Source organism: Prosthecobacter sp. GW821-HT29F12 (assembly GCF_058803405.1).
This window is the reverse complement of record NZ_CM179517.1, coordinates 4,133,684-4,146,342: the sequence shown is the minus strand read 5'-3', so window position 1 is coordinate 4,146,342 and position 12,659 is coordinate 4,133,684. Positions and strand designations below refer to the sequence as shown.

The 12,659-nt window shown below is 60.2% G+C and carries 9 protein-coding genes; 5 read left to right on the top strand and 4 right to left on the bottom strand.

What is annotated here, in order from left to right; all coding sequences use genetic code 11:
* Positions 1-15: 15 nt before the first annotated feature.
* The 3 genes from AC3RLQ_RS16940 to AC3RLQ_RS16930 form a co-directional block, all read right to left on the bottom strand.
* Entirely contained in the window at positions 16-147 is a 132-nt protein-coding gene (locus AC3RLQ_RS16940; RefSeq protein ID WP_493029862.1) for a hypothetical protein, read from the bottom strand.
* A 31-nt stretch (positions 148-178) separates the two neighbouring features.
* Positions 179-1,858 carry an FHA domain-containing protein gene (locus AC3RLQ_RS16935; RefSeq protein WP_493029861.1) on the bottom strand — a complete coding sequence of 560 codons (1,680 nt, stop codon included), beginning with the start codon at positions 1,856-1,858 and terminating at the stop codon, positions 179-181.
* Between the two features lie 98 nt (positions 1,859-1,956).
* Complete coding sequence (locus tag AC3RLQ_RS16930; protein ID WP_493029860.1) at positions 1,957-4,404, bottom strand: FHA domain-containing protein; 2,448 nt, start codon at positions 4,402-4,404, stop codon at positions 1,957-1,959.
* Positions 4,405-4,505: 101 nt separating this feature from the next.
* On the opposite strand from AC3RLQ_RS16930, the gene AC3RLQ_RS16925 reads away from it, so the two are divergent.
* Together AC3RLQ_RS16925 and AC3RLQ_RS16920 are read left to right on the top strand one after the other, a co-directional pair.
* Positions 4,506-5,120 (top strand): DNA-3-methyladenine glycosylase family protein, encoded by a 615-nt coding sequence (locus AC3RLQ_RS16925; RefSeq protein WP_493029859.1) that lies wholly within the window; start codon positions 4,506-4,508, stop codon positions 5,118-5,120.
* Between the two features lie 67 nt (positions 5,121-5,187).
* Positions 5,188-6,639, top strand: coding sequence for a DEAD/DEAH box helicase (locus AC3RLQ_RS16920; RefSeq protein ID WP_493029858.1), 1,452 nt, complete (start codon positions 5,188-5,190; stop codon positions 6,637-6,639).
* A gap of 133 nt (positions 6,640-6,772) precedes the next feature.
* Here the strand turns inward: AC3RLQ_RS16920 and AC3RLQ_RS16915 are convergent, their stop codons facing one another.
* Complete coding sequence (locus AC3RLQ_RS16915; RefSeq protein ID WP_493029857.1) at positions 6,773-8,212, bottom strand: hypothetical protein; 1,440 nt, start codon at positions 8,210-8,212, stop codon at positions 6,773-6,775.
* 205 nt (positions 8,213-8,417) lie between these two features.
* On the opposite strand from AC3RLQ_RS16915, the gene AC3RLQ_RS16910 reads away from it, so the two are divergent.
* The 3 genes from AC3RLQ_RS16910 to AC3RLQ_RS16900 all read left to right on the top strand — a co-directional run bounded on the left by AC3RLQ_RS16910 (position 8,418) and on the right by AC3RLQ_RS16900 (position 12,659).
* Complete coding sequence (locus AC3RLQ_RS16910) at positions 8,418-9,689, top strand: MFS transporter (RefSeq protein WP_493029856.1); 1,272 nt, start codon at positions 8,418-8,420, stop codon at positions 9,687-9,689.
* 97 nt (positions 9,690-9,786) lie between these two features.
* On the top strand, positions 9,787-11,097 hold the full coding sequence (xylA, locus tag AC3RLQ_RS16905) for a xylose isomerase (protein ID WP_493029855.1): 1,311 nt from the start codon (positions 9,787-9,789) through the stop codon (positions 11,095-11,097).
* A gap of 113 nt (positions 11,098-11,210) precedes the next feature.
* Positions 11,211-12,659 carry a maltokinase N-terminal cap-like domain-containing protein gene (locus AC3RLQ_RS16900; RefSeq protein WP_493029854.1) on the top strand — a complete coding sequence of 483 codons (1,449 nt, stop codon included), beginning with the start codon at positions 11,211-11,213 and terminating at the stop codon, positions 12,657-12,659.

The window sequence follows — 12,659 nt, the reverse complement described above, 5'->3', positions numbered from 1 at the left end:
GTGCTATGCTCCGGTTTATTTCTTTTTGGAACCGGATGCCAGCGCTTGTTTTTCAATCAAGCGCTTGGTTCTTTGCTGCTGAGACAGCATGCCGATCCGTTGGAAGCTGCCACCTGCGGTCAGATCTATGCGCCGCTGGAATGCCATGATTTTGGCCTGAGGCGGAGATTGGCGACGATTACCGACTTTTGCCGGCCCCGGCAGTTGCTTTCGTGCCGGGGCCACGGGTGCGTTCGGACTTGATGGGAATGGGGGCGAGCTTGATGGTCTCGACTTGAACAATGACGGGAGGAGAGATGCTGGATGTGTCCTGTGCGGATTCGGCTTCCGCTCCCGCTGGCGGATGACGCAGGGATGCTACCTTGGCCTGCAGTTCGGCAAGTTCGCGGCGGGCGGCTTCAATCTGGCCGGGAAGCTCCGCGTGCTGGCCGTTCGTGGGCGCGGCGGATTTGGGGTCTTCCTCGTGGGAGGAGTTGCGTCTGGGAGGGGCCATTTGCGATCCGCCCTGAGAACTGTTGGACTGTGCGTCGCGGTAGCGCTGCTCGACAGCAGCGAGGCGTTGTCTGGCATCGACAAGCTGTTGTTTCGTGGCTGCGAGATCCTGATTGAGCTGTTCCAATTCGGCGCGCTGTGCCCGGGCATCTGCAATGCGTTTGGTTTCGGCGGCAAGTTCGGCAGCGCTTGCTGCGATGCTTTTTTCACAGGCGGCGAGTTCGGCCGTTCGGATGGCCAGCTTCTTTTCACATGAGGCCAGGTCCTCCTGCAGGCGTTCCAGTGAGCCTTCGGCGGCTGCGCCTTTCTGCTCCAAGGACATGAGAAGTGCTTCGAGATCTTTGACGGCGGCCTCTTCACGCTGATGTTTGACAATGAGCGCTGTGCTGGCGGCGTTGAGCGAGGCGTGTTTGGCCTCCTCTTCCACGATGCGCTTTTCATGTTCAATGATCTGCTGACGGAGGGAGTTTAACAATGACTCGTCCTGTTCGCACTCATCACGCACCTGTTTGAGGCGGGCCTCGGCCTCGTCTTTTTGAGCCGCGAGATCTTCAATCTGCTGCTGAGCTTCGGCTGCTGTGGCGGTTAGCCGCTGGACCTCGGTGGACTTCTCGTAATGCTGGGCATTGAGACGCTCGAGGGCGGCAGTTTTGTCTGCGTGCTGGCTGGTGAGGGCGCTAATGGTCTCAAGCCACTCGCGATGGGCGGCTTCAGCCTGCTGAACGGCGGCTTTCGCGGGCGCGAGTTTTTCTTCCTCCGCCTGCAATGATTCCACGCGGGCGAGATGCAGGGCGCGTTCCTTTTCAGCGCGCTGCTGCCAGTCGCGCAGCTCTTTTTCAGCGGCGGCAACCTCGGATTTGAGCCGTGATTTCTCCGCTTCCAAATGGGCCACGGCTTCCACAAGGGCGTTGTCGGGAAGCACCGGGGCGGGTGGAGGCGAGGGAGGGGCAGGTTCGGGAGCTTCTGGAACTGGCGTTTCTGAAGCGGGTGCATCAGGTTCAGGAACGGGAGCCGGAGGGGCAGGCTTGGAAACAGCAGGAGCGACGGGTGTTTCTACGATGGACGGGCTTGTGGCCGGATGTTCAAGATCGAGCGTGCCAACGAGCGGGCCAAAGGCGATGGTGTCACCATGGAGCAGGGTGCAGCTGAGCTGGCGCTCCCCATTGACGAAAGTGCCTGTGGAGGATTTCAGATCGAAAACCTGCAGGCTGCCGTCAGCGTTTTGCACGATTTCAGCGTGGCGAGGTGAGATGCCCTCGTCATCGACCACAATGTCATTGTCCTCGTCACGTCCGAGGGTGATGTGTTCCTTGAGGGGAACCACCACTTCTTGTCCGTCTTCGAGAACGAAAGTGAGTTTGGCCATGTGGGATTCTACGTTTAAGCGGCGCAGCAAAGTCGATGAATTGCGCGGAATCAATCGGGCATTTGTATCCAAGGCAAAATGAATGCAGGATTAGTGCCTCAATCCGCCGTTTTTTTGGTCATGCGATCGATGGCCGCCTCAAAATTTTTGAGCTCGGTGTGGGCGAGATCAGCCTGCTGGCGGAGTTCGCTGCGCTGGCGTTCTGCCTCGGCGATGTCGGCACGCAATTCGGCGAGCCTGCGTTCCAGTTCGCCCAGACGTTCACGCCGCTTTTCCTCTTCGGCCTGGGAGATTTCGATGTTGTGCAGCAGGGCGTGATGACGCTCCTGCTCCTGCCGGATTTTAGCCTCCAGGTGGCGGCTCTGCTCACGCATCATGGCTTCAGCCGAGAGATTGCCGCGCTGCGGTGATTCGTGGCGTGTGCGCTCAACGCGAAGTTGTTCGAGGCGGGACTCTTCGCGCTGAACGCTTTCACGCAGATGGCTGAGGCGCGAGCGCAGGGTGGTTTCCTGTGTGGTGCCGGGCGCCACCGTGCTGCTGGTGCGGGCTCTGATGGGGACTTCGGCTGTCACAGGTTTGATGATGGCATTCGTACCACGAGGCGGTTCAGGTGTGCATGCATGCGCCTGGGTGCGTGCGGTGGTGATGAGTTCGTGGAGCCCAGCCTTCTCCCTTTCGATTTCATGCCAGAGGTCCCGTGCTTCGGCGGAATCCTGCGGCAGCGTGGCAAGACGGGCATAGAGTTGATCCATGGCCTCCTGCCAGTCACGCAAAGGCTGGAGGCGGGACAGGAGATCCGCGAGTTCGCCACGGGCGGCTTCGAGGCTGGAAGTGAGTTGCTGCTGCTGCGCGGCGTGTTCTTTTTCCGCCTCGGCGGCCAGCTGGCGGACTTCCTCGAAACGAGTGCGGTGGCTGCGCTCGGCAGAGCCAAGCTGTGTGAGCTCGGCCCGCAGATCATTCTCGCGGGCGTGCAGGACTTCGATGCGGCCCTTTGCGGCACTTTCATCCCCTGAGAGTGCCTTGATGACGGATTTTTGCTCTGTGATCTTTGCTTCAAAGGCTGCGGAGGTGACTTTAACCTCTGCAAGGCGGGCTTGCTCGGCGGCGAGTTGAGCCTGGGTGCCTGTGAGTTTTTGCGTGGTTTCTGCGAGTGTCAGGCACTGCTGTTCGAGTTCGGCGCGGCGGGCTTGAGCTTGCTCCAGCCTCTGCGTTTCGGCGGCCAGTTCGGTGCTGCGGGCGGTGAGGTCTCTCTCACGTGCAGCGATTTCATTATGAATGCTTTGAAGGGACTCCTCGGCTTGCTTGCGTGAGGCGAGAGCTTCGCCAGCCGCCGTGGTGGCCTGCTGGTGGGATTCCCGCAGCGTGACAATGCGGGATTCGAGATCGCTGACTGCAGCTGTGGAGCGCTGATGATCCAGTTTAAGGGCTGCAATGGCCGTAGTGAGAGTGGCATGCTGTGTCTCAGCTTCATGGCACTGGGTGCGGGCCTGCAGGAGTTTTTCCTCGGTGCCGATGAGCTCATGGATGTGTGCCTCGATTTGGGCGCGCTGATGGGCAAGCTCCTCGAGCTTCTTTTCGGCAGCTTTCAACTGGTCGGCACGGACCTCGGCGATTTCCCGGGTCTCTCTGCCGCGAGCTTCGAGCTCGGCGATCTGGCGGCGCAGAGTGTGGAGAACGGTTTCGTCACGTACGCTTTCAGCGCGGATTTGCTGGAGGTGGGCCAGCGCTTGATCCCGGTGGGTGGCGAGTGCCTCGAGTTCATGCTTGAGCGCAGCTTCGTCCTGATTGAGACGCTGCAGATCGGCGGCTTTCTGCTCATGCTGGGCGGTTAGGCGCTGCAAGGCGGTGGTTTGCTCCTCGTGCCGGGTGGTCAGGGTTTGGATGGACTGGAGCCACTCTGCATGCGCTGCCTCGGCAACATGAACCGCTGTCTTGATGGGGGCCAGGCGTTCCTCTTCCGCGCGTAGAGATGCCATGCGGGCAAGGTGAGCGGCATGCTCTGCTGCTGAGCGGGCCTGCCATTCACGCAGTTCTTTCTGCACAGTACTTAATTCGGATTCGAGACGTGCTTTTTCGGGTTCAAGCCGAGCGGTTGTCGCTTGAAGTTCGGTCCGCTTGAGCGCGGTAGAGTCCTGTTTGCCGCCTCGGTTGCGTTTGCGGGTCGCGATTTTGCCGGCTTTGACCGGCTGGTCGATGGTTACCGCCTGGGTTTCATCTCCTGCTGGAGCAGGGGCGGTGGCGCTGCCGTTGACTGAATGACCGGAGAGATCGAGCACGGCAGTGAGCGGACCGAAGGCCAGCTGGTCGCCATGCAGGATGGTGCGGCTGCGGATGCGCTCGCCATTGACGAAGGTGCCTGCGGTGGAATTGGAATCAAACAACTGGATGGTGCCGTCCGCGTTGTGAACCAGTTCGGCATGGTGTTTTGAGATGCGCTCGTCATCGACGACTACGTCGTTGTCTTCCCAGCGCCCGACGGTCATATGATCCGCCAGGGGGACCACGATTTCCTGGCCGTCATCGAGTACAAAAGTGAGTTTTGCCATGGCGTCTGAGGATGTCGAGACTGCGGGAGATACGAATGAAACCCGATTTCGTGTCTTGAATCAATGTTGCAATTGTTTCGATATCGCAATCGTGTCCGGCCATGCATTCTGAAGCCGAAGCCCACCTGTCCAAGCGCTGCCCGGTGATGCGCCGTCTGATCAAGGCCCATGGCCCATGCCTGCTGGTGCCGCAAAAACGTTCGCCGTATGAGGCGCTGGTCAGCGCGGTGGCGCATCAGCAACTGCATGCAAACGCGGCGGAGGCGATCCTGCGACGGTTCAAGGCTTTGTTTCTACAGGTGCGCTTCCCAAAGCCTGAACAGGTGATGGATGCCTCGGATGAGGCGCTGCGCGGCTGTGGGTTTTCCACGGGGAAGATGCTCGCCATTCGTGACATCGCCGCGAAGACGATCAGCGGACAGATTCCCAAACGTGCGGCGGCGCTGAAACTCGATGACGAGGAATTGATCGAAAGGCTTGTCGCGGTGCGCGGGGTGGGGCGCTGGACGGTAGAGATGCTGCTCATTTTCACCCTCGGCAGGCCGGATGTGTTTCCCAGCGATGACTTCGGGGTGCGCAATGGCTGGAGGGTGGCGAAGAAGCTCGATGAAATGCCGAAGCCGAAGGAATTCCGTGCTCTGGCGGAACGCTGGCAGCCACATCGGACCCTGGCGGCGTGGTATCTGTGGCGGGCGGCGGATGCGGCGAAGCTCTGAGGGCCTGGGATGGCGCGCAGAAACGTGTCATTGCTAATAGGCCTATCGGCGGCTAAGGAAGGGGCACATGTCTTTCAAAGCTCTCGGCCTCGACCCGAACATCCTCACTGCCATCGAAGAAGCCGGTTACACGGAACCCACCCCCATCCAGGCTGCGGCCATTCCGGTGGTCATCCAAGGTGGAGATGTGATCGGCATCGCGCAGACCGGCACCGGCAAGACGGCGGCTTTCACCCTGCCGATCCTGACTCGTCTGACTTCGAATCCCGTTCCCCAGGGACAGCGCCGCCGCACGCGTGTGCTGGTGCTGGCACCCACGCGTGAACTCGTGGCGCAGATCGAGGAGAACGTGCTGGCCTACGCCCGACATCTGCCGCTGAAGATCGCCAAAATTTATGGTGGTGTCGGCGAAAAGCCGCAGAAGGACGCGCTCCGTGCCGGAAGTGACATCGTCATCGCCTGCCCAGGCCGGTTGCTTGATTTGATGGAGCAGCGCTGCGCGGATTTTTCGCAGCTCGAATACCTTGTGCTGGATGAGGCCGACCGCATGCTGGACATGGGCTTCCTGCCGGACATCCGCCGTGTGATCAATCAACTGCCGAAGAAGCGGCAGACGCTGATGTTTTCCGCGACGCTGTCGAAGGAGATCGAAACGCTGACGCATGAGTTTCAGCGTGCACCGAAGATCGTGCAGATCGGCAAGCGTGCGAATCCGGCGGAGACGGTGACCCAGCTGGTTTATGAGGTGCACAAGCATCTCAAAATGCCGCTGCTCTCGCACCTGCTGAAGGATGAAAAAATGCAGATGGTGCTGGTCTTCAGCCGCACGAAGCATGGCGCGGACAAGATCGCCAAAAAGCTGGAATCAACCGGCGTGAAGTGCGCCACGCTGCATGCCAACCGCTCTCAGAACCAGCGCCTGCGTGCGCTGGATGATTTCAAGACCGGCACGGTGCGCGTGCTCGTGGCCACCGACATCGCCGCGCGTGGCATTGATGTGGATGGCATCTCGCACGTGGTGAATTTCGACTTCCCGCACATCGTGGAAGATTATGTACACCGAATCGGCCGCACGGGCCGTGCGCAGGCCATTGGCGATGCGATCAGCTTCGTCTCCCCGGATGAACTGCCCGATGTGCGCAAATTGGAGCGATTTATCAATCGTGGCCTCGTCCGCAAAAAAGCGGAAGGTTTCGATTACAATGCTGCACCCCAGCCCTTTATCGATGAACGGCCGGAGCGCCGGGAACAGCGCTCATCGCAACAACGCCGCCCGCAGGGTGGTGGTGGTCGCCCGGGTGGCGGCGGTGGTGGACAAGGCGGAGGCCGTCCTAGTGGATTTGGTGGTGGTCGCCCAAGCGGCTCAGGTGGTCAGGGAGGCCAGGGTGGTGGTGGACGTCAGGGGGGCGAGCGTCGCTCTTCGGCGGGCCCAGCGCCTCGGCAGCCAGCCCAGATGCCGCAACAAAACACGACTCCTGATGGCGCACGGGGTCTGTGGAAGCGGCTGACGGGGAGGTAGAGTTTAGAGCGGGTGTGGCGACAGCCCGCCCGTTTACAAGCGCATGGTCCTCAGAGGCGGGCGGTTTGGCGAAGTGCCGTGCATGCGATTGAGAGATCACACGTGCCAAAGACGCCCAACCTACGTTCACGGATCACTTCGCAAACCAGCTCTTCGCGAGCGGGTTCGTGGCGAAGAACTCCAGCAGTTGCTTCGCGACTTTTTCGCGGCCGCTGTTGCTGGGGTGGGTGCCGTCGGAGCCGAAGTCGTCTTTGGTGTATTTGAGGTCGTCGAGTTTGCGGCCTTTTTCGCCGTCGGACCAAAGGTAAGGGCCCCAGAGGAGGAGAGGGGATTTGGAGAGGGCGAGGGATTCATCACCGTTCATCTGCTGCTGAATGAGGTGACGCACTGCAAAGGCACCTTCATAGGCGTAGGGCTCGGGATTGAGGCCGGTGGTGGCGTAGCCGGCGTAGATGCGGCTGCCGAGATAGGCGATGCGGAGATTGGGGAAGCGCTCTTTGAGGAGGTGCAGGACTTTGATGGTGTCGGCCTCCAGCGTGGCCAGATGTTCGGTCTTGGAGCCGGAGGGGCCGGCGTTGGCGAGCTTGACCCAGGCGACCTGAACCTGCTGCGGGCTGACATCGGCGATTTTCAGGCGGTTCATGGCTTCAGGCCACGGGCGGCCTTCCGGCTGTGACCACGCGGCCATGGTCTGGCCACCCTGTGCGCAGTCGACGATGGTGAGTTTGTCGGACTTGCGTGAGTCTTTGTCAGCGATGCCTTTGAAGAAGGAGAACTCCTGAGTGGCGTTCGACATGCTGATGGAAACCAGCGCGATCTTGCCAGAGTCGGAGGGTTTGCCCTCGGCATCGAGCGGTTGGATCTGGGAGAGGGCGGCATCGGCTGACTTTTTCAGCGACTCAGGCGGTGTATTGCTGCCTTTGCCGTAGAGACCGCCGTCTTCGCCTTCGTACGTTTCTTCGGCGGTCATGTCGGTGAGGGGCTTGAGTGAATCAGGTGCTTTGCGTTGATTTGCCGGGCGCCAGCCGCCACCGCCGCGATTGCCGCCACGGCTGCGGACTTCTTTGGCATGATCGAGATACTTCTGATCGGCTTCGCTGAGCTTTTCGCCGCTTTGCTCGCGCCGGAAAAGATCTTGGGCTTTCTGCCAGTCGATGCCGTCTGTGCCTGCACCGGGGCTGGGATTGGAGCTGGAACTGGAGGAGGGTGGTTGGCCGCCATTGCGCTTGGCAAAGGCTTCGCGTGCCTTGGCGAGGTAGCCTAGTTCATCGCCATTGAGCTTTTCACCAGCATTTTCACGCTGGTGCAGCTTCTGCGCTTTCTCCCAATCGATGCCGTCCTGCCCCTGTGGCGGCAGATCACCGTTTCCACCCTTTTTCTGTGCCTGTGCATCGTGGGCTGCGCGAGCCTTTTCAAGGAAGGCGTTTTCTTCCGCGGTGAGCGTGGCGCCGCCCTGACGTTTTTCGAACAGCTGGTGGGCTTTGTCGAAATCGACGGGCGCGTCGGCAGACTGGCTGCGCAAGTGCGCGGTGCCGAGGAGGGAGGCCAGGGCGAGGAGGATGGTTGTCTTCATGGTGAGCGTGGAACCCCGCAGCGCTCGTTTGGATGCACTTCCAATCCGATTTAGCGACAGGGTGGAGGGAGCAAAGGGGCAAACGGCGTGCAGATCATATGAAAAAGCTTTCATCGGATGCCTCAGCGAAGAGGCTGCGTGGGGGCCTTGCGTTTTTAGTCTTGTCTTGAACGCGGCCAGCCTTCAGCCTGACCGGCTTTACGCCATGTCCGATCCCAACAGCACCCGTCGAGTCGTCATTGCCAGCTTCATCGGCACCACCATCGAGTGGTATGATTTTTTCCTTTATGGCACGGCGTCGGCGCTGGTGTTTAACAAGCTGTTCTTCCCGAACTTTGACCCGCTGGCGGGGACGATGGCGGCCTTTGCGACGTATGCGGTGGGCTTCTTTGCGCGACCCGTGGGAGGCATTGTCTTTGGTCACTTTGGCGACAAGATCGGTCGCAAATCGATGCTGGTGACGACGCTCATGCTCATGGGGGTGGCGACGGTGCTGATAGGCCTGCTGCCGACGTATGCGCAGGTCGGTGTCTGGGCGCCCATCCTGCTGGTGCTGCTGCGCTTTATTCAGGGATTCGGTGTCGGCGGGGAGTGGGGTGGTGCGGTGCTCATGGCCGTGGAGCATGGGGCCACGGGCAAGCGCGGGTATTATGCGAGCTGGGTGCAGGCCGGGGTGCCGGTGGGATTGCTGCTGGCGAACGCTGTCTTTATGATCGTGTCTTCCATGAATGAGGCCGCCTTTCTTTCCTGGGGCTGGCGGGTGCCCTTTTTGCTGGGCGTGCTCCTGCTGGGGGTCGGGATGTTTATCCGGCTGAAGATCATCGAGAGTCCGGTCTTCACCCAGGCCAAGGCGCAGGACGCAGGGCCGAAGGTGCCGATTTTTGCCGTGCTGCGCGATCACCCGCGCAACGTGCTGCTGGCCATGGGGGCGCGCTTTGCGGAGAACGCCTTTTTCTACATCTTCACCGTGCTCGTGCTCAGCTACGGCTCGCAGCAGCTTGGGATGCCGCAGGCCACATTGCTCAATGCGGTGCTCATTGGTTCCGCGGTGCAGTTGGTGGCCATTCCGTGCTTTGGGGCGCTGTCGGATCGTATCGGTCGGCGGCCGGTTTATCTCGGTGGGGCGTTCTTTCTGCTGCTCTTTGCGTTTCCGTTCTTCTGGTTGATCGAGACGCGGCAGATGGGGCTGGTGATTTTGGCCGTGGTTATTGGGCTCATCGGCCACGCGGCGATGTATGGCCCGCAGGCGGCGTTCTTTTCCGAGCTCTTTGGCACCCGGGTGCGCTACAGTGGGGCATCGCTGGGCTATCAGCTGGCCTCGCCGCTGGCAGGGGGGATGGCGCCCCTCATCGCCACGGCGCTGCTGGATCAAACCGGTGGCAAGCCATGGCTGGTGGCGGTGTATCTGATTGTCATGGCAGTCATCACTTTGGTCGCGGTTTGGCTGGCTGAGGAGACGAACAAGAAGGCGCTCTGAGGCGGCAGGGGCGTCCAATTTGGCCCAAAAAGTGTCCGCCAGAGTCTTACGAACCAGTTGCGCTGCGTCCTGTTTCGTCTCCCTTGCGAGTCCTACCATGAACGACGCTTTCCCTGACATCCCCAAAATTCAGTACGAAGGACCCAAGAGCCGCAACCCGCTCTCCTTCAAGCACTACAACCCTGACGAAATCGTCGGTGGCAAAACGATGCGCTCGCAGATGCGCTTTGCGGTCGCCTACTGGCACGCGATGCGCAACACGCTGTCCGATCCCTTCGGTGGCGGCACCGCCCAGCGCCCGTGGGATGACGGCAGCAACTCCGTGGCCAATGCGCAGCGCCGCGTGTGGGCCTGCTTTGAGTTCATGGACAAGCTTGGCGTGGACTACTACTGCTGGCATGACCGTGACGTGGCACCTGAGCTCGACACGCTGGCCGAGAGCAACGCCGCCTTTGACGCTGTGGCCGATGAGTTGGAAAAAGCGCAGAAGCAGACCGGCAAGAAGCTCCTCTGGGGCACGGCCTGCCTTTTCTCCCATGCGCGCTACTGCCAGGGGGCATCCACGAGCCCGAACGCCGGTGTCTTTGCCTATGCCGCCGCTCAGGTGAAGAAGGCGATGGACGTGACGCATCGCCTCGGCGGTGAAGGCTACACCTTCTGGGGTGGTCGCGAAGGCTATGCCACGCTTTGGAACACGGACATGAAGCGTGAGGTCAGCCACCTTGCCCGCCTGCTGCACATGGCCGTGGATTATAAAAAGAAGATCGGTTTCACCGGCCAGTTCTACATCGAGCCGAAGCCACGTGAGCCTTCGACTCACCAGTACGATTCGGATGCAGCGGCCTGCTTGAACTTCCTGCGCGAGCACAATCTGCTGGAGCACTTCAAGCTGAACCTCGAAACCAATCACGCCACACTCGCGGGTCACTCCATGCGTCATGAGATGCAGGTGGCCATCGCTGCCAATGCGCTGGGTTCTATCGATGCAAACACCGGTGACACCCTCATCGGCTGGGATACCGACCAGTTCCCGACCAACATCTACCTCACCACCGAGATCATGCTGGAAGTGCTCAAGATGGGTGGCCTCACCACCGGTGGCCTGAACTTCGACGCCAAGTGCCGTCGCGAATCCTTTGAACCTGTGGATCTCTTCCACGCCCACATCGGTGGCATGGACGCCTTTGCCCGTGGTCTGAAGATCGCGCACGCAATGATCGAAGACGGTCGTATCGACGCCTTCATCAAGCAGCGCTACAGCAGCTACGACAGCGGCATCGGTGCGAAGATCGAGAAGGGCGAAGTCGGCTTCGCTGAACTCGAAGCGCATGTGCTTGCCAATGGTGAGCCGCTCCTCGGCAGCGGCCGTCAGGAGATGATGGAAAACCTGGTGAACGACTATCTGTAATCCGGGGACAATGCGTTGATTCCATTCGTGAGGCGGTCGGCAACGACCGCCTCATTTGTTTTGGAGATGGAGCCGTGTGTTGCGTCTGGACGTGATTTGCAGCAAGCATCGGCATGGCCAATGCGGCACAGAATCACGATGAACAGGCAACGAAGTGGGCGGAGGCGCTCGCGGCGTTGAACGGCGCTGAATTCATTGAGCATCTGCGTGGCTGCCGCTGGTTTGGTGGGAAGGCGCAAACGCTAAGCGGGGTGCAGGTGGTGGAGGCTCTTTCTTTGGGGGATGCGGGGCGGATGATTCTGCTCCAAGCCGATTACGACGGAGCGCCTTCCGAGACTTATCTTTTGCCGATGCGGCTGGCTGAGGAAGACGCTGTGTTGGTTGATGCGCTGGAGGATGAATGTTTTCGTGCGGCATTGCTGGAGATCATCGTCGGTGAGCAGCTTGTCTGTTGTGGCTCGGGGGAGTTGGTGGGAATTTGCGGTGAAGCTTTCAAAGCGCAGTCGAAGGAAATGACGCAGCTACTGCCTTCGCGAGTGCTGAAGGTGGAGCAGAGCAACTCGTCCATCCTTTACGACGAGCGGTTTTTTCTGAAGCTCTACCGCAGGCCGGAGCTGGGTGTGAATCCTGATGTGGAACTGCTGCGTTACCTCAGTGAAGAGGGGCGATTTGGGAATGTGCCCGGCTATTGTGGAGTCATTGAATACAGGGTGCCGGGTGCCGAGCCGCGGGTGCTGGCGCTGCTGGTGACGAATGTTCCGAATGAGTGCACGGCATGGACTTCGACGTTGCATGCACTGGCTCGTAAGCATGAGGTGGATGAAATCATGGGCGGCAGTGATCTTGAACGAGTGCGGTTGCTTGGAGTGCGCACGGCGCAGATGCATCTGGCGCTGGCTGCGGAGACTGAGGATGCGGACTTTGTGCCAGAGGCGTTTACTGCGGCGTATCGAGAGGCGCTTTGCCAGTCCATGACCGAAACCACGCGGAGCATGATGGCGCTTCTTGAGCAGAAAGTGAATGCATTGCCTGGGGGCATTCGTGACGAGGCGGTTGATCTGCTTCAGCGTGAGCAGGAAATCCTGCAACGTCATTCAAGACTGATGGAAGGGCAGGTGAATGCCATGCGCACTCGGATTCATGGGGACTACCATTTGGGGCAGGTGCTCGACACTGGGGATGATTTCATCATCATCGATTTTGAGGGAGAACCTGCACGACCGTTGAATGAGCGGCGCACCAAGCACTCGGCTTTGCGTGATGTGGCGGGCATGCTGCGCTCCTTTGATTATGCGGCGCATACGGCGATGGCGCAGGGAACCGCCGGACTGGAAGATTGGACGGAAGGTGTCAGACGGGAGTTTTTGAGCGCCTATCTGGCGACGGCAAGGGGGGCGTCCTTCCTGCCTAGCAACGAGAAGGAACAGCGCATGCTGCTGGAGGTCTGCCTGCTGGAGAAAGCGGTGTATGAAGTGTGTTATGAACTGAACAATCGTCCCGACTGGGTTGGCATTCCTTTGCGTGGCATCACGCGCATTCTGGACCGGAAGGCAGAGCGATAG

Bases quoted from the DNA above. Each gene is read 5' to 3' on its own strand.
- AC3RLQ_RS16940 (WP_493029862.1), bottom strand. From the start codon at position 147: ATGGCATTCCAGCGGCGCATAGATCTGACCGCAGGTGGCAGCTTCCAA.
- AC3RLQ_RS16935 (WP_493029861.1), bottom strand. From the start codon at position 1,858: ATGGCCAAACTCACTTTCGTTCTCGAAGACGGACAAGAAGTGGTGGTT.
- AC3RLQ_RS16930 (WP_493029860.1), bottom strand. From the start codon at position 4,404: ATGGCAAAACTCACTTTTGTACTCGATGACGGCCAGGAAATCGTGGTC.
- AC3RLQ_RS16925 (WP_493029859.1), top strand. From the start codon at position 4,506: ATGCATTCTGAAGCCGAAGCCCACCTGTCCAAGCGCTGCCCGGTGATG.
- AC3RLQ_RS16920 (WP_493029858.1), top strand. From the start codon at position 5,188: ATGTCTTTCAAAGCTCTCGGCCTCGACCCGAACATCCTCACTGCCATC.
- AC3RLQ_RS16915 (WP_493029857.1), bottom strand. From the start codon at position 8,212: ATGAAGACAACCATCCTCCTCGCCCTGGCCTCCCTCCTCGGCACCGCG.
- AC3RLQ_RS16910 (WP_493029856.1), top strand. From the start codon at position 8,418: ATGTCCGATCCCAACAGCACCCGTCGAGTCGTCATTGCCAGCTTCATC.
- xylA (WP_493029855.1), top strand. From the start codon at position 9,787: ATGAACGACGCTTTCCCTGACATCCCCAAAATTCAGTACGAAGGACCC.
- AC3RLQ_RS16900 (WP_493029854.1), top strand. From the start codon at position 11,211: ATGGCCAATGCGGCACAGAATCACGATGAACAGGCAACGAAGTGGGCG.